At 68.0% G+C, this 22,557-nt stretch carries 22 protein-coding genes; 12 read left to right on the top strand and 10 right to left on the bottom strand.

Going from position 1 to position 22,557, the window contains the following annotated elements; all coding sequences use genetic code 11:
- Nucleotides 1–10: 10 nt before the first annotated feature.
- From BLQ74_RS09605 to BLQ74_RS09595, 3 genes are all read right to left on the bottom strand, one after another.
- The gene (locus BLQ74_RS09605; RefSeq protein ID WP_090262328.1) at nt 11–574 is read right to left on the bottom strand and encodes a tetratricopeptide repeat protein; all 564 of its coding nucleotides are present in this window, start codon (nt 572–574) and stop codon (nt 11–13) included.
- A gap of 133 nt (nt 575–707) precedes the next feature.
- Nucleotides 708–995 carry a hypothetical protein gene (locus tag BLQ74_RS09600; RefSeq protein WP_090262327.1) on the bottom strand — a complete coding sequence of 96 codons (288 nt, stop codon included), beginning with the start codon at nt 993–995 and terminating at the stop codon, nt 708–710.
- A gap of 76 nt (nt 996–1,071) precedes the next feature.
- Nucleotides 1,072–1,545, bottom strand: a complete 474-nt coding sequence (locus BLQ74_RS09595) for a GNAT family N-acetyltransferase (RefSeq protein ID WP_090262436.1) — start codon at nt 1,543–1,545, stop codon at nt 1,072–1,074.
- 93 nt (nt 1,546–1,638) lie between these two features.
- On the opposite strand from BLQ74_RS09595, the gene BLQ74_RS09590 reads away from it, so the two are divergent.
- On the top strand, nt 1,639–2,268 hold the full coding sequence (locus tag BLQ74_RS09590) for an HAD family hydrolase (protein ID WP_090262326.1): 630 nt from the start codon (nt 1,639–1,641) through the stop codon (nt 2,266–2,268).
- A 7-nt stretch (nt 2,269–2,275) separates the two neighbouring features.
- Here the strand turns inward: BLQ74_RS09590 and BLQ74_RS09585 are convergent, their stop codons facing one another.
- Nucleotides 2,276–4,015 carry a sensor domain-containing diguanylate cyclase gene (locus BLQ74_RS09585; protein WP_090262325.1) on the bottom strand — a complete coding sequence of 580 codons (1,740 nt, stop codon included), beginning with the start codon at nt 4,013–4,015 and terminating at the stop codon, nt 2,276–2,278.
- A gap of 299 nt (nt 4,016–4,314) precedes the next feature.
- Here BLQ74_RS09585 and BLQ74_RS09580 point away from each other — a divergent pair, with 299 nt between their 5' ends.
- Entirely contained in the window at nt 4,315–5,664 is a 1,350-nt protein-coding gene (locus BLQ74_RS09580) for an OprD family outer membrane porin (RefSeq protein WP_090262324.1), read from the top strand.
- A gap of 71 nt (nt 5,665–5,735) precedes the next feature.
- Here BLQ74_RS09580 and BLQ74_RS27660 read toward each other — a convergent pair whose 3' ends face one another.
- Nucleotides 5,736–6,260, bottom strand: coding sequence for a hypothetical protein (locus BLQ74_RS27660; RefSeq protein ID WP_244507176.1), 525 nt, complete (start codon nt 6,258–6,260; stop codon nt 5,736–5,738).
- Nucleotides 6,261–6,446: 186 nt separating this feature from the next.
- Between BLQ74_RS27660 and BLQ74_RS09570 the strand changes: the two genes are divergently transcribed.
- Nucleotides 6,447–6,923, top strand: a complete 477-nt coding sequence (locus BLQ74_RS09570) for an anti-virulence regulator CigR family protein (protein WP_090262322.1) — start codon at nt 6,447–6,449, stop codon at nt 6,921–6,923.
- A gap of 39 nt (nt 6,924–6,962) precedes the next feature.
- Here the strand turns inward: BLQ74_RS09570 and chrA are convergent, their stop codons facing one another.
- From chrA to BLQ74_RS09555, 3 genes are all read right to left on the bottom strand, one after another.
- The gene (chrA, locus tag BLQ74_RS09565; RefSeq protein ID WP_090262321.1) at nt 6,963–8,327 is read right to left on the bottom strand and encodes a chromate efflux transporter; all 1,365 of its coding nucleotides are present in this window, start codon (nt 8,325–8,327) and stop codon (nt 6,963–6,965) included.
- A gap of 150 nt (nt 8,328–8,477) precedes the next feature.
- Nucleotides 8,478–9,584 carry a WD40/YVTN/BNR-like repeat-containing protein gene (locus tag BLQ74_RS09560; protein WP_090262320.1) on the bottom strand — a complete coding sequence of 369 codons (1,107 nt, stop codon included), beginning with the start codon at nt 9,582–9,584 and terminating at the stop codon, nt 8,478–8,480.
- A gap of 20 nt (nt 9,585–9,604) precedes the next feature.
- Nucleotides 9,605–9,874 carry a MoaD/ThiS family protein gene (locus BLQ74_RS09555; protein ID WP_090262319.1) on the bottom strand — a complete coding sequence of 90 codons (270 nt, stop codon included), beginning with the start codon at nt 9,872–9,874 and terminating at the stop codon, nt 9,605–9,607.
- Between the two features lie 182 nt (nt 9,875–10,056).
- On the opposite strand from BLQ74_RS09555, the gene BLQ74_RS09550 reads away from it, so the two are divergent.
- The 3 genes from BLQ74_RS09550 to BLQ74_RS09540 all read left to right on the top strand — a co-directional run bounded on the left by BLQ74_RS09550 (nt 10,057) and on the right by BLQ74_RS09540 (nt 13,142).
- The gene (locus BLQ74_RS09550) at nt 10,057–10,245 is read left to right on the top strand and encodes a hypothetical protein (protein WP_090262318.1); all 189 of its coding nucleotides are present in this window, start codon (nt 10,057–10,059) and stop codon (nt 10,243–10,245) included.
- Nucleotides 10,246–10,412: 167 nt separating this feature from the next.
- Complete coding sequence (locus BLQ74_RS09545) at nt 10,413–11,777, top strand: glutamine synthetase family protein (RefSeq protein WP_090262317.1); 1,365 nt, start codon at nt 10,413–10,415, stop codon at nt 11,775–11,777.
- 51 nt (nt 11,778–11,828) lie between these two features.
- Complete coding sequence (locus BLQ74_RS09540; protein ID WP_090262316.1) at nt 11,829–13,142, top strand: NAD(P)/FAD-dependent oxidoreductase; 1,314 nt, start codon at nt 11,829–11,831, stop codon at nt 13,140–13,142.
- Nucleotides 13,143–13,604: 462 nt separating this feature from the next.
- Here BLQ74_RS09540 and BLQ74_RS09535 read toward each other — a convergent pair whose 3' ends face one another.
- Nucleotides 13,605–14,528: a CobW family GTP-binding protein gene (locus BLQ74_RS09535; protein WP_090262315.1), complete on the bottom strand. Its 924-nt coding sequence runs from the start codon at nt 14,526–14,528 to the stop codon at nt 13,605–13,607.
- A complete protein-coding gene (locus BLQ74_RS09530; RefSeq protein ID WP_090262314.1) occupies nt 14,525–16,273 on the bottom strand; it encodes an amidohydrolase in 1,749 nt (582 codons plus the stop codon). Before BLQ74_RS09530 ends, BLQ74_RS09535 begins: the two co-directional genes overlap by 4 nt.
- A 103-nt stretch (nt 16,274–16,376) precedes the next feature.
- Here BLQ74_RS09530 and BLQ74_RS09525 point away from each other — a divergent pair, with 103 nt between their 5' ends.
- The 6 genes from BLQ74_RS09525 to BLQ74_RS09500 all read left to right on the top strand — a co-directional run bounded on the left by BLQ74_RS09525 (nt 16,377) and on the right by BLQ74_RS09500 (nt 22,436).
- Nucleotides 16,377–17,456: an AraC family transcriptional regulator gene (locus tag BLQ74_RS09525; RefSeq protein ID WP_090262313.1), complete on the top strand. Its 1,080-nt coding sequence runs from the start codon at nt 16,377–16,379 to the stop codon at nt 17,454–17,456.
- A gap of 3 nt (nt 17,457–17,459) precedes the next feature.
- The gene (locus BLQ74_RS09520; RefSeq protein ID WP_090262312.1) at nt 17,460–18,383 is read left to right on the top strand and encodes a LysR substrate-binding domain-containing protein; all 924 of its coding nucleotides are present in this window, start codon (nt 17,460–17,462) and stop codon (nt 18,381–18,383) included.
- A gap of 137 nt (nt 18,384–18,520) precedes the next feature.
- A complete protein-coding gene (locus tag BLQ74_RS09515; RefSeq protein WP_090262311.1) occupies nt 18,521–19,606 on the top strand; it encodes an ABC transporter ATP-binding protein in 1,086 nt (361 codons plus the stop codon).
- 57 nt (nt 19,607–19,663) lie between these two features.
- On the top strand, nt 19,664–20,776 hold the full coding sequence (locus BLQ74_RS09510; RefSeq protein WP_090262310.1) for an ABC transporter substrate-binding protein: 1,113 nt from the start codon (nt 19,664–19,666) through the stop codon (nt 20,774–20,776).
- An 11-nt stretch (nt 20,777–20,787) separates the two neighbouring features.
- Nucleotides 20,788–21,621: an ABC transporter permease gene (locus BLQ74_RS09505; RefSeq protein ID WP_090262309.1), complete on the top strand. Its 834-nt coding sequence runs from the start codon at nt 20,788–20,790 to the stop codon at nt 21,619–21,621.
- On the top strand, nt 21,621–22,436 hold the full coding sequence (locus BLQ74_RS09500) for an ABC transporter permease (RefSeq protein WP_090262308.1): 816 nt from the start codon (nt 21,621–21,623) through the stop codon (nt 22,434–22,436). The genes BLQ74_RS09505 and BLQ74_RS09500 overlap by 1 nt, the downstream gene beginning before the upstream one ends.
- Nucleotides 22,437–22,557: the final 121 nt, after the last annotated feature.

Raw genomic sequence — 22,557 nt, 5'->3', positions numbered from 1 at the left:
CTGCAATCGTTCATAGCGACTGCGGATGGGCGATGGCCTCCGCCAGGTCCCGATACTCCTCGCACGCCGTCCCGCACAGCCCCTGAATGCTCTGCAGTTGCTCATGCGCCAGGTCCATCCGGCCCTTGATCACATAAGCCTCGCCGAGGTACTCGCGAACCTTGGCGTAGTGCGGATCGAGCTGCACCGACTTCAGATAATAGGTGATGCCCTCGTCGGTACGCCCGAGTTTGCGCGTGGCGTAGCCGCGATAATTGAGCGCTTCGGCGGTATTCGGCTGGCGCAGGGTGTCGAGCAGCGCCAGGGCTTCCTGGTAGCGCCCGGCGCGGGCCAGCCGGTAGGCGTAGGCCGTGCGGTCGCTGTCCGACAGCGCGCTGCTGTGCAGATCGCCGCAGGACGCCTCGGCGCTGTTCCAGACCTGGCCTTGCGCGCAGTCCGGCGCCAGCTTCGTCTTGTCGTTCTTGCGATAGCCGTCGCCACCGCCGCTGGCCAGGGCGAGGCCGCTGATCAGCGACAGGCTGACGACGCCCAGTTGCAGCAGGCGGCGGGTGTTCGGGGAAAGGCAGAGGCTCATGGTGTGATCTCCTATCCGATTGGCTGGGTATGCCTGGAGAAAACACCCTGGCGCGCACTTTTATTCGCCGCTGGGGCGATTATTTCTGCCTATCACCCCGCGCCGGCGTGCACGGTGAGCGGCGAAGGCGGCCTCAGCCGAGCAGTTCGGGCTCGACCATGTCGCTCTCGAAGCTCAAGCGGCCACCCGCCTCGTTGGCCTCGCCATCGACGATGGGACCGTAGTAGTTCAGCCCGTTGTCCAGGCTGACGCAGACGTGGGTCGGCTCCTCGGGACCGGCCAGTTGGCCCTGGAAGCTCAATTGCAGCAGGCCCGGCGAGAGGGTCTTGAGCTCGACCGCGATGCCCGTGTTGTCCACGGCCTCGGCTTCGCGCCCCCAGTGTTCGGCGCTGACGGTGACGGTGGCGATGTAGTGCGGCATGTTCGGACTCCGGGGATTGGCGCAAGCGCGGGGCGCCAATCTGCCCGGCGCGCCGGCGCCTGGCAAGCCCCGCTGGCTAACCGGCGGCCGGCGCGACGCGGAAGGACAGGCGCAGGTGCGGCCACTGCCCCGGCTCATCGACCAGGCGCGGCAGCGTCCCGCGCGGCACCAGCGACAGCCAGAAGGCCAGCGCGCGCGGGTTGCTGGCGAGCACGCTCAAGGCCCACTCGCCCGGATGGCGGGCGAACAGCGCGCGCACCGCGCTGCGACCGACGCCCCGCCGCCGCAGCGCCGGGATGACGTAGAACTCGGCCATCTCGAAACGCTCCGGCAGGTCCAGGTTGCGCACCAGGGCGAAGCCGGCGACCCGGCCATCGGCCAGCAGCAGGTAGGGATAACGGTCCGCCTCGACCCAGTACAACGCCAGGTAGGGATAGTCGCTGACGCCGACGCCCAGCTCGCGCAGGTAGTCGGGAAGCATCGCGGTCAGCAACGGTTCGCAGTCCAGCAGGGCGGGCCGCACCTCGACCCGCGGAGCGTCGCCATCCATCATCGGCACCCTCGGAATATCGCCACCCTCCTCAAGACCATAGCCCAAGCCGGCCTTGCTATAGTTCGCGGCGAACCCAAGCCCGGAGTGCCCATGAGCCCATCTCCCCGCGTCGATGCGCTGGTCTTCGACCTTGGCGGCGTCCTGATCGACTGGAACCCGCGCTACCTCTACCGCACCTTGTTCGGCGGCGACGACGCGGCGATGGAGCGCTTCCTCGCCGAGGTCTGCAGCAGCGAATGGAACGAGTGCCAGGACGCCGGGCGGTCCTGGGCCGAGGGCATCGCCGAAGCCGTGGCGCGCCACCCGCAAGATGCCGCGCTGATCCACGCCTACCGCGAGCGCTGGGAGGAAATGCTCGCCGGCCCGCTGCACGACAGCGTCGCCCTGCTCGAAGAACTGCATGACCACGGCATGCGTCTGCTGGCGCTGACCAACTGGTCCGGCGAAACCTTCCCCATCGCCCGCCAGCGCTTCGCCTTCCTCGACCGCTTCGAGGGCATCCTGGTGTCTGGAGACGAGGGCCTGAAGAAACCCGACCCGGCGATCTTCCAACGGCTGATCGTGCGCTATGCGCTACAGCCGGCGCACACCCTGTTCATCGACGACAGCCCGCGCAACGTCGCGGCGGCGCGCCGCGAGGGCATGCAGGCGCTGCACTTCAGCGATGCGCCGCGCTTGCGCGAGGAACTGCGGCGACTGGGCGTACCAGTGAGCCGCTGAGCGCCGCTCAGCCGCATTCGATGCGGTTGCGCCCGGCCTGCTTGGCGCGGTACAGCGCCATGTCGCTGCGCGACAGCACCGACTCCACCGCGCTGTCGCGGGCATCCATGGCGGTGATGCCGATGCTGATGGTCAGCGGCACGCGCTCGCCGTCCTGCAGCAGCGGCAGGTCGGCGAGCCGCTGCTGCAAGCGCTGGGCGAAGACCCGCGCCTTGTCCAGGTCGGCATCGCTGAGCAGCACGGCGAACTCTTCGCCGCCCATGCGCCCGGCACAGTCATTGCGGCGGATATGGCCAGCGAGGATGTCGGCGAAATGCTTCAGCGCCTGGTCCCCGACGGCGTGCCCCCAACGGTCGTTGATCGCCTTGAAATGGTCCAGGTCGCACATCAGGATGGCCGCGCTCGGTTCGCTGGCGCGCTGCACACGGGCCAGTTCGGCGGCGAGCTGCTGCATGAAGTGCCGACGATTGGGCAATTGCGTGAGGAAGTCGGTGGTCGCCAGCAGTTGCAGCTCGACCTCGATGCGCTTGCGTTCGGTGATGTCGGTGATGAAGCCGTGCCAGATCACCGCGCCATCGGCCTGGCGCTGCGGATGGGCGCTACCCTGGCGCCAGCGCACGCCCTGCCCCGGCAGGATCACGCGGTACTCCAGTTGCCAGGGCATCAGGCTGCTGGCGGAGGCTTCCAGCGCGGCCAGGTAACGCGGCATGTCGTCCGGGTGGATGAGCGCGCGGATGGCCTCGATGGCGCCATTGGCCATCTGCTGCGGAGTCAGTCCGTAGATTTCCCGGCTGCCGGCGCTGACATAGGGGAAGGAGGCGCTGCCGTCCGCCAGGCGGCGGAACTGGAAGACCATCCCGGGGATCTCGTTGGTCAGCCCAGTGAGCAGCTCGACCGTCTGTTGCAGCCGCTCGGACATGCCGCGCAGCTCGGTGATGTCGGTGGTGGTGCCGATCATCCGCAGCGGCCGACCCTCGGCATCGCGCTCGACCACCTTGCCGCGGCTGCTCACCCACATGTAGCTGCCGTCCTTGCGGCGGATGCGGTGCTCCACCTGGTAGAACGGCGTGTGCTGGTCTAGGTGCGCCTGCATGGTCGCCTTGACGTAGGCCAGGTCGTCCGGGTGGAGGCGCGTGTAGCTCTCCTCGATGCGGTTGCTGACGTCCTCCTCGGCATAACCCAGGAGCGCCTTCCAGCCCCGCGAATAGTAGATTTCCCCGGCCGGTACATTGCGGTCCCAGACCCCCGTGCCACTGCCTTCGATGGCCAGCGCCATGCGTCTTTCGCTGTCCCGCAGGCTGGCTTCGACGCGGTCGTGCTCGAAGGCCGTCGCCGCCAGGCAGGCGAACTGCCGCAGGGCGTCGCGCTGTGCGGCATCGAGGTCGCGCGGCTGGTCGTCGAGCAGGCAGAACAGGCCCAGGGCCGTGCCGTCGTCGTCCAGCAGCGGGCTGGCGGCGTAGAAACGCACGCCCGCAGCCGCGGCCTGAGCGCGCCAGGCGACGTCCTGCTGAAGATCGCTGACCAGCGTCAGCCCCTCGCCATGACTGTGCGGATCGCCAAAGTGGCCGAGGCGCCAGGCCTCGTCGGCGGACAGCCCGGCGCAGGCCCAGACCCGCGCCTGCCCCTCCACCAGGCGGGTAAGCAGCACCGCGCGTACCGCGAAATGCGCGCGGGCGAGGCGAACCAGGCCGTCATATCGTTCATCGCTGGCGCTCTGCGGCGCGCTTTCGGCACACAAGGACTGCATCTTCACACCGCCTGATCGGGAGTCCCGGAAATCGTCCGGCAAAGATCGACCGCTACAGCGCAGCAGTCTACCCATAATGGCAATCTGGCGTCATCGCACCGCAGCGCTGTCGCATGGCTATTCATCGGCCCGTTCCCGGAGCGCCCGGCAGCCCCGGATAGCCGCCATCGCAAACGCGCTAGTAGACGATTGGCTAATACCCGCAAGGCCTTTTTGTAACCGTTCTGTCACGCTGGATATTTCTAATTATTTCAAGAGCATTTCGCTCTTGCTGTCCCCTCAGTGAAGAGACATTCCCCATGACCAAGATTTCGTGCGGCCTGGTTGGCACCCTGCTTGCCGGTGCTGCCCTGTCCGCCCATGCCGATTTCATCGACGACAGTCACGCCGACATCACTCTGCTCAACCGCTACCTGAACCAGGACGGTCGGGGAGTGACTGGCCGCGACACCAAGGCCAAGAACTACCGTGACTGGGGCCAGGGCTTCAAGTTCGACTTCAAGTCCGGCTACACCCCCGGCACCATCGGCTTCGGCCTGGACCTGCAGGCCTTCTACGGGATCAAGCTGGACTCGGGCGGCGATCTGAACAAGAAAGGACAGCAGGGCCGCTACCCCGGCAGCATGTTCCCGCTGGACGACGGCAAGTCCGCCGACAGCTTCGGCGTGCTCAGCCCGACCCTGAAGATGCGCTTCCTCAAGGATGAACTGCGCGTCGGCACCCTGTACCAGAACAACCCGCTGCTGGCCAACACCGACGGCCGTCTGTACCAACAGACCAACACCGGCGCGCAACTGGTCTCCCACGACCTGGACAATTTCGCCTTCACCGCCGGCAACATCAGCCAGACCAAGATCCGCAACCAGACCGGCGACACCGGCATGACCACCGGCGGCGGCGCCAAGCTGGTCAACCGCTTCAGCTACGGCGGCGCCGACTACACCGGCCTGCCCGGCACCACCCTGAGCATGTGGTACGGCAGCCTGGAAGACTACTACCAGCAGCTGTTCATCGGCGCCAAGCACCGCGACACCCTGCCGGTGGGCGCGCTGGATACCGATGCGCGCGTGTACCGCAGCCTCGGCATCGGCGGCAACGCCGACGGCGACCGCGACTACGCCACCAACGGCTACTATGGCAACGGTGCCACCAAGGGGCGCATCAACCAGAGCACCCTCAGCCTGATGGAAAGCTACAGCCTGGCCGGTCACACGGTAGGCCTGGGCATCCAGAAGAACACCGGCGACAGCGACTTCCCCTACCTCGACTCCGGTTTCAACAGCGGCACCAACCGCCAAGGTCCGGGCGCCGGCGCCGACACCCCGGCGCTGACCAACATGCAGCTGAACAAGTTCGCCCACGCCGGCGAGCGCACCTGGCTGGCACAGTACAAGTACGACTTCGGCCAGCTCGGCGTGAAGGGCCTGACCTTCGCCACGACCTACGCCCACGGCGACCAGATCAAGACCCCGCAGGGTGATGCCAGCGAATGGGAACGCAACATCGCCCTGGCGTATCAGGTGCAGGAAGGTGCACTCAAGGGCTTGGGCGTGACCTGGAAGAACGCTCGTGCCAACCCGAGCATCGTCGGGCAGACCAAGCAAGACGAAAACCGCTTCTACGTCAGCTACGTGATGCCGCTCTGGTAAGCATCGCTATCGTCTGAAGCGTTGGGCGCCACCCTCGACCGAGGGTGGCGCCCAACTTCATTGCAGGCGCGTCAATCGGCGTCGCTATCGCTATCCGCTTCGCTCTCGCTGTCGTGCTTCGAGGTAGAGGTGCTGGCCTTGCTCAGCCCTTTCTCATTATGCGTGCCGGGCGTGGTCGCGGAAACCGCTTCCGCCTTGGCCAGCCCGCGGGTGTCTTTCGAGCGCGCGACACCGGAAGTCGCCATGCCATGGCCTTCGCTATCGTTGTCGCTGTCGTCGCGGCCGTAATGGTTGCCGCTCACCCCATGATCGGCGGTCGCCTTGCCGGAATGGTCGCCGAGCCCGCCACTGTTACCGTTGGATTGACCGCCATGGCTGCCGTGACTGCCGCCACCGTTGCCGGTGCCGCCGCCATGACCGCCGCCGTTGCCACCGCCACCGCCACCACCGTTTCCGCCACCACCGCCACCGCCGTTGCCACCGCCGCCCCCGCGGGCATAAGCATGGCCAATCGGCGACAGGTCATTGGGCAGCAGCGCGGCGGAGCCGAGCATCAAGGCGCAGGCGGCAAAAGCCGCAAGGGTCTTCTTTTTCATGTAACAGGTGCCTCCAAAGGCATCTCTCAGGAATGTCTGTAAGACTTCCGAGACACTCCCCGGTTCACACGGCGCCGACGAATGACAGCAGTGGAGCCATCGCCACGCGACAAGCGCCCTCCCGTCGACGACCTGGCGATAAGCGCATAGGCTTGAGCGCAACGCCTGTATCAAAGAGGACACGTAATGCTCAAAGCACGTTCGTTCATCGCGGTACTCACCAGCGTCGCCCTGCTGGCTGGCTCGCCCCTGCTGCTGGCCGATCCGGGCAACAAGGACAAGCCGCACGGCAACTCCCATGGAAATGGCAACGGCAACGGCAACGGCAAGAGCCACGGCAACGCCGGCAAGGGCAACGACAATGACGGCGGGGGCAACAGCTACCGTGGCGAGCCGCAGATCGATATCGGCGGCGTGCGCATCGTCCTCGGCAACAACCGCCAGTACTGGAGCGCCGGCAAGGCGCTGCCGCCGGGCATCCAGAAGAACCTCGCGCGCGGCAAGCCGCTACCGCCGGGCATCGCCAAGAAACTCGACAATCGCCTGCTCGGCCAGCTGCCGCGCTACGACGGCTACGACTGGGTCCAGGCCGGCACCGACCTGATCCTGGTCACCGCCGCCACCGGGCTGATCTACGAAGTGCTGCACAACGTTCTCGACTGACCCGCCCGCGGGGCGGCGTCGCTGCCGCCCCATCGCGCCTCAGCCGCGCAACAGATGCACCGCCAACCCCAGCAGCGCGCACAGCGCCAGCACCTCGATCACCCCACGCTTGAAACGGAACAGACCGACTGCCGCCAGCACCGCGAGTAGCGCCGACGGCCACTCGAAGCGCCCGGCGAAGCCTTCCGGCCAGAGCACGTGATAACCGAAGAACACCGCCAGGTTGAGGATCACCCCGACCACGGCGGCGGTGATACCGGTCAGCGGCGCGGTGAAAGTCAGCTCCTGGTGCGTCGACTCCACCAGCGGGCCGCCGGCGAGAATGAACAGGAAGGAAGGCAGGAAGGTGAACCAGGTCACCAGGCAGGCCGCCAGCGCGCCGCCCAGGAAAGCCTGTTCGGCACCGAACGCCGAATGCCCATAGCCACCGATGAAGCCGACGAATGCCACCACCATGATCAGCGGACCGGGCGTGGTTTCGCCCAGCGCCAGGCCATCGATCATTTGCGCCGGGGTCAGCCAGCCATAGTGAACGACCGCGCCCTGGTAGACATAGGGCAGCACCGCGTAGGCGCCACCGAAGGTCAGCAGCGCGGCCTTGGTGAAGAACCAGCCCATCTGCGTCAGGCTGCCGCTCCAGCCGTACAGCGCCATCAGCAGGCCCATCGGCAGGCACCAGAGCAGCGCACCGACCAGCGCCAGGCGCGCCAGCCGCGACCAACGGAAACGCGCATGCTCGGGCGTCGGCGTCAGGTCGTCGATCAGCGCCGGGCCGTAGTGGGACGCCGCCGCCGCGCTGGCCGGCGCGGCGCCGAAATGCTCCGGCGCCAGGCGTCCACCGAGATAACCGAGCAGCGCGGCGCCGAGCACGATCAGCGGGAATGGCGCATTGAGCGCGAAGATGGCGACGAAGGAGGCGCCGGCGATCGCCCATAGCCAGGCGTTCTTCAGCGCCCGCGAACCGATGCGCCGCGCGGCATGCAGGACGATCGCCGTCACCGCCGGCTTGATGCCATAGAACAAGCCGGCCACCAGCGGCAGCTCGCCGAAGGCGATGTACAGCCAGGACAGGCCGATCAGCACGAACAACGACGGCAGCACGAAGAGCGCGCCGGCGACCACGCCGCCCGCCGTGCGGTGCATCAGCCAGCCGATGTAGGTCGCCAGTTGCTGGGCCTCCGGGCCGGGCAGCAACATGCAGTAGTTCAACGCATGCAGAAAGCGCCGCTCGGAAATCCAGCGCCGCCGCTCGACCAACTCCTGGTGCATGATCGCGATCTGCCCGGCCGGACCACCGAAGCTGATGAACCCCAGCTTCAGCCAGAACCACAGCGCCTCGCGGAAACTCACCGCCACGCCACTGCCCTGCCCCCCCGCAGCGCGCTGCTCGATCGACTCACCCATGCCCTTTCCCGTCCCCCATGGTCGCTGCCGGCGACACGCTGCTGATGCTGTTTTCCGCTTGGCTGCGGCGCAGCATATCCGCTCAGTCGTGCCTTGTATCGACCCGGCACGGCGGATTCAACCGATGCCGGGGGTTGCGGCCGGGGCCGCTCAGCCGAAGCGCACGCAATAGATCGGCGGCAGGTGCGCGGACAGGCAGCTCCAATAGTCGCCGCCATCCTCCGACAGCCACAGGCCTCCGGTGGTCGAGCCCATGGCCAGGCGTTCGCCGTCGTCGTCCACCGCCAGGCCGTGGCGGTACACCAGGTCGTAGCAGGGCGCCGCCGGCAGGCCCCGGTCGAGGCGCTCGAAGGTCTTGCCGCCGTCGCGGGTGCGGGTCACCAGAAAGTGCCCGGCCACCGGCACGCGGCAGGCGTCCTTCTGCGCCGGGACGAACCAGGCGGTGTCCGGCCGCGTCGGGTGCACGGCCACGGCAAAGCCGAAGCTGGAAGGCTCGGCGCGCCGGTCCTGCCAACTGGCGCCACCGTCATCGGAGGTGAAGATGCCGTTGTGGTGCTGCACCCACAGGCGCTCCGGCTGTGCCGGGCAGTGCACCAGACGGTGCGGGTCCTGGATGGCGCCCTCCTCGCGCAGTTCCGGCGGCATGTAGTCGGCATACATGCCGCGCGTGGTGTTGACCCAGTTGGCGCCGCCGTCGTGGCTCTGCCAGACGCCGCCGCAGGATACGCCGACGGTGAGGTGGCGGCTGTCGCGCGGATCGACGCTGACCGAGTGAATCCCCGGCCAGTCGTAGCCGCCGCCGAACCAGCGGGCGCGCTCGGGGCGCTGCCACAGCGGGTGGTTGAGCTGCCAGCTATCGCCGCCGTCGTCGCTGCGGAACAGGCCGCCGGGAATGGTCCCGGCCCAGAGCGCGCCGGGCTGGTCGGTGCCGGCGGTTTCCAGGCACCAGATCAGGTGCAGGCTCCAGGGCGCCGCCGGGGCCTCGCCCGCGGCCGGGGTCGGCAAGGGGTCGGGTTGCGGCGGGTAGACCGGCACGGCGCACTCCTGCCACTCCGCGTCCTTGCGCTTGCGCCACAACTTGCAACCGAAGTGACCGAGATCGAGGGCGGCGTAGAGCGTGTCATCGCGCGGATCGGCCAGCACCATGCTCACCGGCTCGCCGAGAAAGTCCTGGTGCGCCTCGTGCCAGCCGCCATCGGCGCAGCGCAGGTAGCTGAACAGGCCCTTGCGCGTGGCCACCAGCAGTCGATCGTCCATCGTCCTACCTCCTTCGTCGTTCAGCCGCCGGACAGGGCCTGCACCACATAGACCTGGCTGTCAGCGTTCAAGGGATCGCCCAGGCGTTCGCAGTCGCGCAGGCGCAGGCCGTCGATGAACACGGTGACGTGCCGGCGCAGGCCGCCCTGGTCGTCCAGCAGGTAACCACGCAGCTTGGGTTGCTGGAGAAAGACCGCCTGCAGCAGGCCAGCGAGGGTAGCGCCGGGCAGGTCCTGCTCGGCCACCTCGACGTGGCGCTGGATCGACGGCGCGAAAACGATGTGCGGCATATGCGAAGCCTGGGATTGTCGGCATCCCGCACAGTGTAGGAGGCCCCTGGCGGCTCGCCCGCGCGAGCCGACCAGGCGGGCAATCAGTTTCGAATTGGCAAAACCAAAGGTCGGTAAATTCACATTTAACCCACCCATCCGCCTGTGCGAGTCTGCTGGCATCCTGGTCATCGCCGCCTGACATGCACCTTCTGCAACCGCTTTCCGCCGCTGCTACCCCGTCCGCCCTCGCGGCTGGCGAGGCACCGCGTCTGTCGCGCGAACGCTGCCGCTGGCTGACCCTGCAACCGCTCTCCCTACCTCTCGAACTGGCCTTCTGGGCGCTCTGGCACTGCCGCCACGCGCGGCCACCGGATAGCGCCAAGCGCTGACGGGCAAGCCGCCCGCCCCCGACGCTGGAACTACGCTGAACGGAGTCACCGCGCTCCGCGACAAGACGTAGCCGTTGTACCGCTTGCCTGCCTCGCTCCACGCCGCCCGGCGTGGCCCGGCCGCGTGCAGGCCATCAGCGCGCCCTTGGCGCCATACGAGAGCCCACATGAATTTCGCCCCCCTGCAAGAAGCCCAGGATTTCCTCGCCGCCAACCCCGATATCGACATGATCGAGCTGTTCATCCTCGACGCCAACGGCGTGCCGCGCGGCAAGCTGCTGCACCGCGAGGAACTGCTGGCGGTCTATGCGTCCGGCCGGCCGTTGCCGAGCACCATCCTCGGCCTGACCCTGCACGGCGAGGACGTCGAGGACTCCGGCCTGGTCTGGGACGTCGGCGACATCGACTGCCGCGCCTACCCGCTGGCCGGCAGCCTGGTGCGTCTGCCCTGGCGGCAGATCCCCACTGCCGCGGTGCAGGTCAGCATGCACCCGCTCGAAGGCAAGCCCGCCGACATCGCCGACCCGCGCCATGTGCTGATCCGGGTGATCGACGGGCTCAAGGCCGACGGCTTCCATCCGGTGATGGCCTGCGAGCTGGAGTTCTACCTGCTCGACGCCAAGCGCGACGCCAATGGCCGCCCGCAGCCGGCGCTCGACGCCGACGGCGGCCGCCCGCGCTCGACCCAGGTCTACGGCCTGCGCGAGCTGGAGCAGATCGAGCCGTTCCTCGCCGACCTCTACGCCGCCTGCAAGGCCCAGGGCATTCCGGCGCGCACCGCCATTTCCGAATACGCCCCCGGCCAGGTGGAAATCACCCTGGAACACGGCGATGCGCTGCTCGCCATGGACCAGGCGGTGCGCTACAAGCGCCTGGTCAAGGGCGTGGCGCACAAGCACGGCATGCAGGCCTGCTTCATGGCCAAGCCGTTCGACGACCTGGCCGGCACCGGCATGCACATGCATGTGTCGCTGGCCGACGCGGCGGGCGACAACCTGTTCGCCAGTGAAGACCCGGCCGGCACCCCGCTGCTGCGCCAGGCGGTCGGCGGCATGCTCGCCAGCCTGCTCGACTCGCTGCTGCTGTTCTGCCCCAACGCCAACTCCTACCGGCGCTTCCAGGCCAACAGCTACGCGCCCCTGGCGCCGACCTGGGGCGTCGACAACCGCACCGTCAGCCTGCGCGTGCCGGGCGGCCCGGCCCATACCCGGCACATCGAACACCGCATCTGCGGCGCCGACGCCAACCCCTACCTGGCCGCCGCGGCGATCCTCGCCGGCATCCACCGCGGTATCCGCGAGCACCTCGATCCGGGCGCGCCCATCGAGGGCAACGGCTACGCCCAGGCCAAGGAACTGCTGCCCACCGACTGGCTCACCTCGCTGCGCGCCCTGGAGCGCTCCAGCTGGGCCCGCGATGCGCTCGGGCAGGCATTCCTCGGCGTGTATCTCAAGGTCAAGCAGGCCGAATACCGGCAGTTCATGGGCGAGGTCGGCGAGCAGGACTGGCGCTGGTATCTGCACCAGGCCTGAGGCCTCTCAGCGGTGCCCAGCAGACGCAAGAACAACAAAGGAACAGCCCACATGAACGCCGCAGTAAAACCCGCCAAGGCCGCCGCCGAGCGCGCCCCCTCCTACTACGCCGCGACCCTCAACGTGGAGACCGACTACCCGAGCCTGCTCGGCGAGGTGAACGTCGATATCGCCATCATCGGCGGCGGCTTCACCGGGGTCGCCAGCGCCGTCGAACTGGCCGAGCGCGGCTACAAGGTAGCCATCGTCGAGACCCACAAGATCGGCTGGGGCGCCAGCGGGCGCAACGGCGGCCAGGTCACCGGCAGCCTCTCCGGCGACAGCGCCATGCGCAAGCAGATGCAGCAGTGGCTCGGCAAGGACGTCGACGACTTCATCTGGCACCTGCGCTGGCGCGGCCACGAAATCATCAAGCGCCGCGTGGCGAAATACGCCATCGCCTGCGACCTCAAGTTCGGCCACCTGCACGCGGCCATGAAGCCGTCGCACATGATCGAACTGGAGGCCTCCTACGAGGAAGCCGTGCGGCGCGGCATGAGCACCGAGGTGACCCTGCTCGATGGCGCCGGGGTGCGCCAGCACCTGGACAGCGAGCTGTACTGCGGGGCACTCAAGAACACCCGCAACATGCACCTGCACCCACTCAACCTGTGCATCGGCGAGGCGCGCGCGGTGGCAAGCCTCGGCGGGCTGATCTTCGAGCACTCCGAAGTGCTGGACATCATCCACGGCCCGCGCCCGGCGGTGGTCACCGCGAGTGGGCGGATCAACGCCGCGCAGGTGCTGCTGGCCGGCGACGTCTACCACAGGCTGGAACGCCGGCAGCTCAAGGGCATGATCTTCCCGGCCATGGGCGGCATCGTCACCACCCAGCCGCTGGGCGACCTGGCCAAGCGCATCAACCCGCAGGACCTGGCCGTCTACGACTGCCGCTTCGTGCTGGATTACTACCGCCTCACCGCCGACGGCCGCCTGCTGTTCGGCGGCGGCGCCAACTACTCCGGGCGCGACTCGCGGGATATCGCCGGCGAACTGCGGCCCTGTATCGAGCGCACCTTCCCGGCGCTCAAGGACGTGCCGATCGACTTCCAGTGGAGCTGCGCCATGGGCATCGTGATGAACCGCATCCCGCAACTGGGCAAGCTCTCCGACAACGTCTGGTACTGCCAGGGCTACTCCGGCCACGGCGTCGCCAGCAGCCACATCATGGGCGAAATCATGGCCACGGCCATGACCGGCGACCTGGAAAAGTTCGACACCTTCGCCCGCTGCAAGCACGTCAAAGTGCCCCTCGGCGACGTCTTCGGCAACCCGATGCTGGCGGCGGGCATGTGGTACTACCAACTGCTGGAGAAATTCCGCTAAGCCCCTGCCCCGCATGGGTTTCGTGCCTCAACCCATCCTACGAATTGACCGCACGTAGGATGGCGTTGAGCGCAGCGATACCCATCGATCTCCGCCACCCGCATGGGTTTCGTTCCTCAACCCATCCTACGAATTGACCGCACGTAGGATGGTGTTGAGCGCAGCGATACCCATCGATCTCCACCGCCCCCGCATGGGTTTCGTTCCTCAACCCATCCTACGAACCGACCGCCGCGTAGGACGGCGTTGAGCGCAGCGATACCCATCGATCTCCACCACCCGCATGGGTTTCGTTCCTCAACCCATCCTACGAACTGACCGCCGCGTAGGATGGCGTTGAGCGCAGCGATACCCATCGATCTCCACCGCCCCCGCATGGGTTTCGTTCCTCAACCCATCCTACGGACTGACCGCTGCGTCGGTTGGCGTTGAGGGACGAAATCCAATACAGGCGCGCAAGGTCTAGGCCGCGAGGCAGGTGGCCAGGCTGTTTTCCAGTTGCTCGCGCAAGCCGGCATTGGCGCTGGCGATGAACACCAGACAGTTGTCGTCCTCCTGCGCCGGCGCCGGCGCCGGCGCCGGTAGAAACTGGCTGCGGCCGCCCACGTACTGCAACCACAACGGTTGCTCGCGACCGCTGAGCTGGATGCGGCCCTTGAGGCGGAACAGCCCCTCCGGCAACTGATCGAGCCAGGCGCGCAGGCGCTGCGGGTCGAGTTGGCCGCTGTGGCGCCAGGTCCAGCTGTCGAACATCCGCCGATGATCGCCGTGGCTCGCCGCCAGCAGACGCTGCGGGCGCGGGTCCGGGTGCTCGCCGTAGAGCAGTTCATCCGGCACCTCGGCCTGCACCGTTGGCAGCATCCGTCGCAGGTCGCCGAAGCGTTGGCGCAGCGCCTGCAGTTGCGCCGCCGAGGCCAGGTCGGCCTTGTTCAGCAGCAGCAGGTCGGCGGCCGCCGCCTGGCGCCGTTCCAGTAGCGCGTACTCGCCTTGCAGCGGTTGTCGGCGAGCGGCGTCGACCAGGGTGATGAGCGCGTCCAGGTGCATCCGCGTGCGCAACTGCGGATAGCCCAGGGCCTGGATGATCGGCTGCGGATCGGCCACGCCGCTGCATTCGATGACGATGCGTTCGACCCGTGGCTGCAGCGTTGCCAGGCGGCCGAGCTGGGCCAGCAGGTCGTCCTGCTGGGTGCAGCACAGGCAGCCGTTCTGCAGCGCGTACACCGCGTCGCTGTATTCGGCGATCATCGCCGCGTCGACGTTCAGCTCGCCGAAGTCGTTGACGATCAGCGCCAGGCGCTGCCCGGCGCATCGCCGCACCAGGCGGCGCAGCAGGGTGGTCTTGCCGGCGCCGAGAAAGCCGGCGACCACGCTCACCGGGATGCTCATGGCGCGCCTCCCTCGATGTTCGGCGCCTCGCCCTGCCACAGCGCCTGCAACGGGCCGCCGGCGAAGGCGCCGCGGCGGTCGTAGACCGGGCGGCCCTCGACGAAGGTCTGCTCGACCCGCGTGCGGTGGATGTAGCCGCGCGCCGGTTGGGCGAAGAGGTCGCGGTCGAGGACGATGAAGTCCGCCGACTTGCCCGCCTCGATGCTCCCGCTCAGCACCTCCAGGCCCATGGCGTAGGCGCCGTTGAGGGTCACCACGCGCAGCGCCTGTTCCAGGCTGATCGGCTCGCCGAAGCAGGCCGGGTCGTCGTTCCACGGGTTCTGCCGGGTGACCATGGTTTCCAGCGCCAGCCAGGGGTCGATGGAGGCCACCGGCCAGTCGGTGCCCATCACCGCGATGCCGCCGGCGGCGAGCACGCCCTTGTAGTCGTAGATGCGCTTCAGGCGCTCGGCGCCGTAGCCGGAGCGCGCGCCGCTGGCGAAGGGCGTCGGGTACCAGGCCGCCGGGGAGAATTCGGCGATCACCTCAAGTTCGCGGAAGCGTTTGAGGTTGCCCGGATGCAGCAGGGTGCTGTGCGCGCACTGGTGGCGGATGCCGCTGAAGCCGTTGCGCCGGCGCGCCTCGGCCACCGCGTCGAGGAACACGTCGGAGGCGCCGTCGCCGGTGCAGTGGGCGATCACCCGGATGCCTCGGCGATCCATGTCCACCAGCATGTCGGTGATGTGCTCGGGGGTCAGGTTGAGCTTGCCGCGCCAGGCGCTCTCCCCCGGCCAGGGGCTGATGAGGAACGACGAGCGCGGCTCCACGGTGCCGTCGAAGTGGAACTTCACCGCGTTCGCCGAGAGCCGCGCGCTGCGGTAGTAGTGGCGCTCGCCGCTGAGCAGTTGCCAGCGCCGGCGCACCGGGAAGATGTCGTCCTGCCAACTGATCGCCGCTTCCACGCGCAGGGTCAGTTGGCCGGCGTCGTCGAGTTCCTTGAGCGCCTGCAGGCGACGCTCGCAGACGTGCACGTACTTGCTCGCGGTGACCCCGCGGGCGCTCTGGAAATGCACGCCGTCGCGGTAGGCGCGGCGCAGCACCTCGACCGGCGTCGGCGGCATGGCGGCGTGGATCAACGCGTAGGCGCCGTCGATCAGCAGGCCGTTGGGCTCGCCGCTCAACTCGTCGCGCTCCAGGTAGCCGTTGCGCGGGTCGGGCGTCGAGGCATCGATGCCGGCCAGTTCGAGGGCGCGGGAGTTGACCATCATGGTCCCCCACATGCGGTCGAGCAGTGCCACCGGGCGCTCCGGCAGGATGCTGTCGAGCCAGGCGCGCCCCGGCTTCAGCCCGGCCTCGCGGAAGGTGTAGCGGACCCAGTACTGGCCGTAGATCCAGCCGTCGCCGGGATGGCTGTCGGCATAGGCTCGGATGGCCGTGGCGAGCTGCGCCGGGGTCGGGTCCTCGATGCCGACGTCGAGGTCGTCGGCGTAGCGCGGCGCCAGGGCCAGGTCCGGGTGGGTGTGCATGTCGTGCAGGCCGGGCATGCAGAAGGCGCCGTCGAGGTCGTGGACCAGGGTCTGCGCGCCGACCAGGTGCTCCAGCTCGTCCAGGCGGCCGACGGCGAGGAAACGGCCGTCGCCGATGGCCACCGCCTCAGCCCACGGCTGGGCCGGATCGAGGGTGTAGAAGCGGCCGTTGCGCAACAGCAGGTCGGCATGGCGTTGGGCAGGTGAATGGGTGGAACGGAAGGAATCGGGCGCCGTCATGGCGGTGCTCCTCTTGTTGTTTTTCGCCGAGTATAGGGAGCTGTCCGGCGCCGCCGACTAGCATAAGATGACAACTCGCTAGCTTCAGATAACAAGAATCGCCATGCCCGACCAGCAGTCCGAGATCGACTACGCCGCCCGCCAGCTCTACCAGCGCTTCGTCGAAGAATGGCAGGCGCGAGCGCAACTGCCGCCGCTCGCGCCGCTGCTCGCCGGCCTTGCCGTCGATCCTGGCGACGCCGCGCCGGGCATGACCTTCGCCCGCTATTACCGGCTGTTGCGCCAGGCCGCCGGGCTGCTCTGGCCAAGCGACTTTTTCCTGCGCCTGGGGCAGCGCTACAACCTGTTCGACCTCGGCGTGATCGGCTTCGCGCTGATCAGCGCGGCCAACCTGCGGCGCTCCTGGGACATCTCCCTGGGCCAGCCGTCCGGCCTGCTGCCGCACCCGATCCACGTGGCCCGCGAGGAGGACGCGACGCACCTGGTGCTGGTCCTGCGCCTGCCGCCCTACAGCTCGGCCGAGTGCCAGGCACTTTGCGAGGAATGGCTGAGCAGTACCTGGCGCTGGTTGTGCCAGCGCCTGCCGGAGCTGGCCGAGTGCGCCGACATGCAGATCCGCCTGCCCTTCCCGCCGCCACCCCATGCGGCGTGCTATGCCGAGCTGTTTCCCGGACGCGTCGAATTCGCCGCGCCGCGCGCCGAACTGCGCATCCCACGGCAATTCCACGAGCGGCCGTTCTCCACCTCCAACCCCTCGCTGCTGCGCCTGTGCCAGGCCCAGGGCGCGGCGACCCTGGCCAGCTTCGAGAGCGGCGAGGCGCTGCCCGACGACCTGCGCTTCTACCTGTTGCAGAACGCCCGCGTGCCGCTGCCCGACCTGGAACGCGCCGCCGCGCACTTCCGCCTGCCGCCGCACACCCTGCAACGACGCCTGCGCGCCCACGGCCTGACCTTCAAGGGCGTGCTCTACGAGGTGCGCATGGCCCTCGCCGAACGCTACCTGCTGGCCAGCCGCATGAGCCTGCAGGAGATCGCCTTCCTGCTCGGCTACGAGCACGTCACCAGCTTCCACCGCGCCTTCCTGCGCCATGCCGGAATCACCCCGGAAGGCTTTCGCCAGCAGCGCGCCCGACAGACCGCCCCGCGCCCGCCGACGAGCGCGGCCGAGACGAACCAGGAGTAAGCCATGCGTTTCCCCTCGATGACCGCCCTGCGCGTGCTCGACGCCGTCGCCCGCCTGGGCAGCCTGTCCGCCGCGGCCAGCGAACTGAGCCTGACACGCAGCGCGGTGAGCCACCAATTGCACAGCCTGGAGGACTGCCTGGGCACCGCGCTGATCGAACGCGCCGGGCGCGGCATCGTCCTCACCTACAAGGGCGAATGCTTCGCCCGCGAGACCCAGCGCGCCCTGGCCATCCTCAACCAGGCGCGGCGCTTCAGCGCCGCCGAGGAAATCGCCGGGCGCCTTTGCGTGAGCTGCACGCCGGGCTTCGCCACCTACTGGCTGTGCCACCAGATCGGCCAGTTCCAGCGCGCCCACCCCCAGGTGGAGCTGAACCTGGTCTCGCCACGGATTCCCGATGACGTCAGCAACCGCGACGTCGACCTGTTCATCGCCTATGGCGTCGGCGACTGGCCGGACCTGCATGTGGAGCTGATCGCCACCCTCGACACCTTCCCGGTGTGCAGCCCGTCGCTACTCAACGCGGCTGGCGGCCTGGACTCGCCGGAAGACCTGGCCAACCTGCCGCTGCTGCACATGGTCGATCATTCCGACTGGCTGCTCTGGGCCGCCGCCGCCGGGGTACGCGATCTCAACGTGCGCAATGGCATCGTCTTCTCCGACGCGCACCTGGTGCAGTCGGCCGCCATCGCCGGCCAGGGCGTGGCCATGGGCGACGCCCTGGTCAGCGGCGACGCCATGGCCAAGGGGCAACTGGTGCGGCTGTTCAACGTCGCCATCGAGCCGCCGAACCGCTACTACTTCGTCACCGACGCGGCCAAGACCGAGCGCCCCGACGTGCGCGCCTTCAAGGCCTGGATGACGGCCCAGTTGCGGCTCTCCGAGCAGTTCCGCAAAGGCAGTCGGAACAGTCTGATTGGTGAATGAAATTGGACAATGACGGCAAAAAAACGCGATTGAAGCCAAGGAGGATTTGACAATACTGCGCAAAAGGGCCGGTGACCGACCAGTCGGCCCCTCGCCATCTGAACCAGACAAGAACAAGAAAAGACGAGGTCAGTACCGTGGAGCGACAGCCCCAACTGCGAGCCATCGGCATCGGCAAGCGTTACGGTGATTTCCGTGCGCTGGACGAAGTCTCCATCGATATCCGCCAGGGCGAATTCCTCACCCTGCTCGGCCCCTCCGGCTCCGGCAAGACCACCTTCCTGATGATTCTCGCCGGCTTCCAGGACCCCTCCAGCGGGCGCCTCGAAGCCCAGGGCGCGGACATCACCCGGCGCCCGGCGGAAAAGCGCAACTTCGGCATGGTGTTCCAGGGCTACGCGTTGTTCCCGCACATGAGCATCGAGGACAACGTCGCCTTCCCGCTGAAAATCCGTGGCGTGAAAAGCGCGGAACGCAACCGCCGGGTGCGCCACATGCTCGACGTGGTCGGCCTCGGCGAGCACCTCGGCAAACGTCCCGGCGAACTCTCCGGCGGCCAGCAGCAGCGCGTGGCCATCGCCCGCGCGCTGGTCTTCGAGCCCGACCTGCTGCTGCTCGACGAGCCGCTCTCGGCGCTCGACAAGAATCTCCGCGAACAGCTCCAGGCCGAGTTGCAGCGCATCCATCGGCAGGTCGGCACCACCTTCGTATTCGTCACCCACGACCAGAACGAAGCCCTCGCCCTGTCCACCCGCATCGCCATCTTCAACCGTGGCCGCCTGGCCCAGATCGACACCCCGCAGGCGATCTACAACCAGCCGAGCAACCGCTTCGTCGCCGAGTTCCTCGGCAAGATGAACCTCTTCCCGTTGAGCCAGGTGGGCCGCGCCGGCGCCCTCGCCCGCGGCCGCTTCGGCGACGCCGAACTGCACGCCGAACCCTCGGCCGCGCTGCAGGCCGAGGCTCCGCTGCTGGCGGTGCGCCCGGAGCACATGCAACTGCACAGCACGCCGCCCAGCGTCGAAGGCCACAACGTGGTGCAGGCGGTGCTCACCGCCAAGACCTACCAGGGCGCCAGCACCGAGCTGGGGCTGGCCACCGCTGCCGCGGGCGCGCCGCCGATGAGTCTGGCGGTGCACGCCGACCACCTGGCCGCGCGCCTGGAACAGGGCGCCCGCGTCTGGTTGAGCTGGCCGATCGAGAAGAGCCTGCTGCTCGCCTGACGCCGGCACCGCCATTACCGATTTCCGTCGTTATCCCACTGCCAGGGAACTGCCCCCATGTTCAATCCGCACCAGCAAGACTGCATCGAAGTCCTCATGGAAAAGGCCCGTCGCGGGCAAATCGACCGTCGTAGCTTCCTCAAGGGCATGGGCCTGCTGGCCGCCCTGCCGCTGGCTCTGCGCAGCGGCGTCAGCTTCGCCGCGGACAAGCCGCTGGTGGTGGTGAACTGGGGCGGCGATGCGATCAAGGCGTTCGGCAAGGCCTGGACCGAGGGCTTCGCCAAGGCCACCGGCATTCCGGTGAAGATCGACGGCAGCGGCCCCACCGAGGGCGCCATCCGCACGCAGATGAGCAGCGGCCGGGTGAGCTGGGATGTGGTCGATGCGGAAAGCTCGATCCTGCAGAACCTCGGCAAGGAGAACCTGGTCGAGCCGATCGACTACGGCATCGTCGCCAGGGACAAGGTGCTGCCCGGCTTCGCCTACGAATACGGCATCGCCGACTACATGCTCAGCTATGTGATCGCCTACGACAGCCAGCGTTTCGGCGACAAGGCGCCGAAGACCTGGAAGGACTTCTGGGACGTCGAGGCCTTCCCCGGCAAACGCACCCTGTACAAGTGGATGAACGGCATGCTCGAAGCGGCGCTGCTGGCCGACGGCGTCGAACCCGGCCAGCTCTACCCGCTGGACGTGCCGCGCGCACTGAAGAAGATCGACCAACTCAAGCCGCACGTGCTGGCCTTCTGGGGCTCCGGCGCGGAGACCCAGCAACTGCTCATCGAAGGCGAAGTGGCCATGGGCGCGATCTGGAATACCCGCGCCAAGGTGATCACCGAGGACAGCGACGGGCGTATCAAGTGGAGCTTCGACAACGCCCTGCTCGGCTGCAGCAACTGGGGGGTGCTCAAGGGCAACCCGGCGGGCAAGGACGCGGCCATGCGCTTCATCGCCTACGCCCAGGACCCGCAGTCCCAGGTGGAGCTGTTCAAGCTGTTCTGCAATGGCCCGGCCAACCCGGCGGCGGCGGCGCTGATCCCGGCGGAAAGCCGGCACCTGAACTGCACCGACCCGGACAACCTGCCCAAGCAGATCATGCTCAGCCACGAGTGGTACACCGACCACTACGCGGTGGCCCTGGAGCAGTACCTGACCCACGTGTCCAAGTAAGGGGCCGGCGCATGGCGGAAAATCCCTCGCGGCTCAAGCTCGGCGCGCTGCTGCTGCCGTTGCCGCTGGTGTTGCTGCTGTTCTATGTGCTGCCGTTCGCCGGCGTGGTGGGCTGGAGCGTCAGCCTGCCGACGCCGGGCCTCGAGCAGTACCAACGCATCGCCAGCGACCCGGCGATCCACGAGGTGCTCTGGCGGACCTTCCGCCTGTGCACCACGGTGAGCCTGGTGTCGCTGCTGATCGCCTACCTGATGGCCTACTGCTGGGTCTACAGCCCGCCGTTCTGGCAGCGCCTGGTGGAGATCTGCGTGTTCATCCCCTTCTGGCTGTCGGTGCTGGTACGCGCCTTCGGCTGGCTGATCGCGCTGCGCAGCAACGGCCTGCTCAACGGCTGGCTACAGAGCCTCGGGATCGTCAGCCAACCGCTGCAACTCACGCGCAACGAACTCGGCGTGGTGATCGGCATGGTCCACTTCATGGTGCCCTTCGCGCTGTTCCCGCTGGTCTCGACCATGCGCCGCCTCGACCCGCGCGTGCTGCTCGCCGCGCGCGGCCTGGGCGCCGGGCAACTGCGCACCTTCTGGAGCATCTTCGTGCCGCAGACCCTCCCCGGCATCCTCGGCGCCTTCATCATCGTCTTCGTGTTCTGCCTGGGCTTCTTCATCACCCCGGCGATCCTCGGTGGCGGGCAGACGGTGATGGTCGCCGAGTACGTCTACCTGCAGATGTTCCAGACCAGCAACTGGGGCCTGGGCGCGGCCCTCAGCGTGGTGCTGCTGGCGCTGGTGGCCGGACTGATCTGGGCGCTGCTGCGCATGACCCGCGTCGACAAACTGGTGGGCTGATGAACGCACACGAAAGCCGGGCGCCGAGCCGCCTGCTCGCCGCGATGGCGATGATCTTCATGCTGTTCCCGCTGCTGGCGGTGATCCCGGTGTCCTTCACCGCCAAGCGCTTCCTCTCCATGCCCGACGGCAACTGGTCGCTGCGCCACTACCGGGCGCTGCTGGAAGGCCCGGAATGGCTCTCGGCCATGGGCCAGAGCCTGGCCGTGGCCAGCGCCGCCTGCGTGGTCGCCACCGCCCTGGCGGTGAGCTTCGCCCTCGGCATCTGGTACCTGCGCTCGCGCTGGGCGACCCTGCTGATCGGCCTGGTGCTGCTGCCCATGGCGATCCCGCCGATGATCTCGGCGATGGTCCTCTACTTCATGGAAACCACGCTGAGCCGGTTCGCCCCGGCGCTGGGCTATGACACCCTGTTCGGCCTGACCATCGCGCACATCGTGATGGTCGTGCCCTACGGCGTGGTGACCATGCTGGTCGCCCTCAGCCAGCTCGACCGGCGCATCGAACTGGCCGCGCGCAACCTCGGCGCCAGCCTGGCGCAGACCACCCTGCTGGTGGTGCTGCCGAACCTCAAGCTGGGCGTGGCCAGCACCGCGCTGCTGTGTTTCGCGCTGTCCTGGGAAGAAATCGCGGTGACCCTGTTCGTCACCAGCACCGAGGTCAACACCCTGCCGCGGCAGATCTGGTCCGGCCTGCGCGACAACATCGACCCGGCGGTGGCGGCCATCTCGGTGCTGCTGATCGCCCTCACCCTGCTCGCCCTGATCGGCCGCATGCTGCTCCAGCGCGTCGCCGCCAGAGCGGCCGGGACCTGAGTGCGGGAGGGTCGGCCACGGCGCCGTCGGACCTGGCCGGCGCAACGGATGGCGCCATGGCCGCCCCTCGCGCATCTGCCTGCTTCATCGCGAAGCACCACCGCTGCGCGCCTGCCAGCAG

The sequence above is a fragment of the Pseudomonas panipatensis genome, from assembly GCF_900099785.1.
Lineage (GTDB): Bacteria > Pseudomonadota > Gammaproteobacteria > Pseudomonadales > Pseudomonadaceae > Pseudomonas > Pseudomonas panipatensis.
Note: the sequence above shows the minus strand (reverse complement) of the source record. Positions and strands in the feature narration are given on the sequence as shown.

What these genes read in the sequence shown, in the direction of transcription:
- BLQ74_RS27660 (WP_244507176.1), bottom strand. Translation starts at nt 6,260, where the DNA reads ATGAAAAAGAAGACCCTTGCGGCTTTTGCCGCCTGCGCCTTGATGCTC.
- BLQ74_RS09500 (WP_090262308.1), top strand. Translation starts at nt 21,621, where the DNA reads ATGAACGCACACGAAAGCCGGGCGCCGAGCCGCCTGCTCGCCGCGATG.
- BLQ74_RS09550 (WP_090262318.1), top strand. Translation starts at nt 10,057, where the DNA reads ATGCACCTTCTGCAACCGCTTTCCGCCGCTGCTACCCCGTCCGCCCTC.
- BLQ74_RS09555 (WP_090262319.1), bottom strand. Translation starts at nt 9,874, where the DNA reads ATGCCGCACATCGTTTTCGCGCCGTCGATCCAGCGCCACGTCGAGGTG.
- BLQ74_RS09510 (WP_090262310.1), top strand. Translation starts at nt 19,664, where the DNA reads ATGTTCAATCCGCACCAGCAAGACTGCATCGAAGTCCTCATGGAAAAG.
- BLQ74_RS09580 (WP_090262324.1), top strand. Translation starts at nt 4,315, where the DNA reads ATGACCAAGATTTCGTGCGGCCTGGTTGGCACCCTGCTTGCCGGTGCT.
- BLQ74_RS09505 (WP_090262309.1), top strand. Translation starts at nt 20,788, where the DNA reads ATGGCGGAAAATCCCTCGCGGCTCAAGCTCGGCGCGCTGCTGCTGCCG.
- BLQ74_RS09525 (WP_090262313.1), top strand. Translation starts at nt 16,377, where the DNA reads ATGCCCGACCAGCAGTCCGAGATCGACTACGCCGCCCGCCAGCTCTAC.
- chrA (WP_090262321.1), bottom strand. Translation starts at nt 8,327, where the DNA reads ATGGGTGAGTCGATCGAGCAGCGCGCTGCGGGGGGGCAGGGCAGTGGC.
- BLQ74_RS09530 (WP_090262314.1), bottom strand. Translation starts at nt 16,273, where the DNA reads ATGACGGCGCCCGATTCCTTCCGTTCCACCCATTCACCTGCCCAACGC.
- BLQ74_RS09560 (WP_090262320.1), bottom strand. Translation starts at nt 9,584, where the DNA reads ATGGACGATCGACTGCTGGTGGCCACGCGCAAGGGCCTGTTCAGCTAC.
- BLQ74_RS09590 (WP_090262326.1), top strand. Translation starts at nt 1,639, where the DNA reads ATGAGCCCATCTCCCCGCGTCGATGCGCTGGTCTTCGACCTTGGCGGC.
- BLQ74_RS09605 (WP_090262328.1), bottom strand. Translation starts at nt 574, where the DNA reads ATGAGCCTCTGCCTTTCCCCGAACACCCGCCGCCTGCTGCAACTGGGC.
- BLQ74_RS09540 (WP_090262316.1), top strand. Translation starts at nt 11,829, where the DNA reads ATGAACGCCGCAGTAAAACCCGCCAAGGCCGCCGCCGAGCGCGCCCCC.
- BLQ74_RS09535 (WP_090262315.1), bottom strand. Translation starts at nt 14,528, where the DNA reads ATGAGCATCCCGGTGAGCGTGGTCGCCGGCTTTCTCGGCGCCGGCAAG.
- BLQ74_RS09545 (WP_090262317.1), top strand. Translation starts at nt 10,413, where the DNA reads ATGAATTTCGCCCCCCTGCAAGAAGCCCAGGATTTCCTCGCCGCCAAC.
- BLQ74_RS09600 (WP_090262327.1), bottom strand. Translation starts at nt 995, where the DNA reads ATGCCGCACTACATCGCCACCGTCACCGTCAGCGCCGAACACTGGGGG.
- BLQ74_RS09595 (WP_090262436.1), bottom strand. Translation starts at nt 1,545, where the DNA reads ATGGATGGCGACGCTCCGCGGGTCGAGGTGCGGCCCGCCCTGCTGGAC.
- BLQ74_RS09520 (WP_090262312.1), top strand. Translation starts at nt 17,460, where the DNA reads ATGCGTTTCCCCTCGATGACCGCCCTGCGCGTGCTCGACGCCGTCGCC.
- BLQ74_RS09570 (WP_090262322.1), top strand. Translation starts at nt 6,447, where the DNA reads ATGCTCAAAGCACGTTCGTTCATCGCGGTACTCACCAGCGTCGCCCTG.
- BLQ74_RS09585 (WP_090262325.1), bottom strand. Translation starts at nt 4,015, where the DNA reads ATGCAGTCCTTGTGTGCCGAAAGCGCGCCGCAGAGCGCCAGCGATGAA.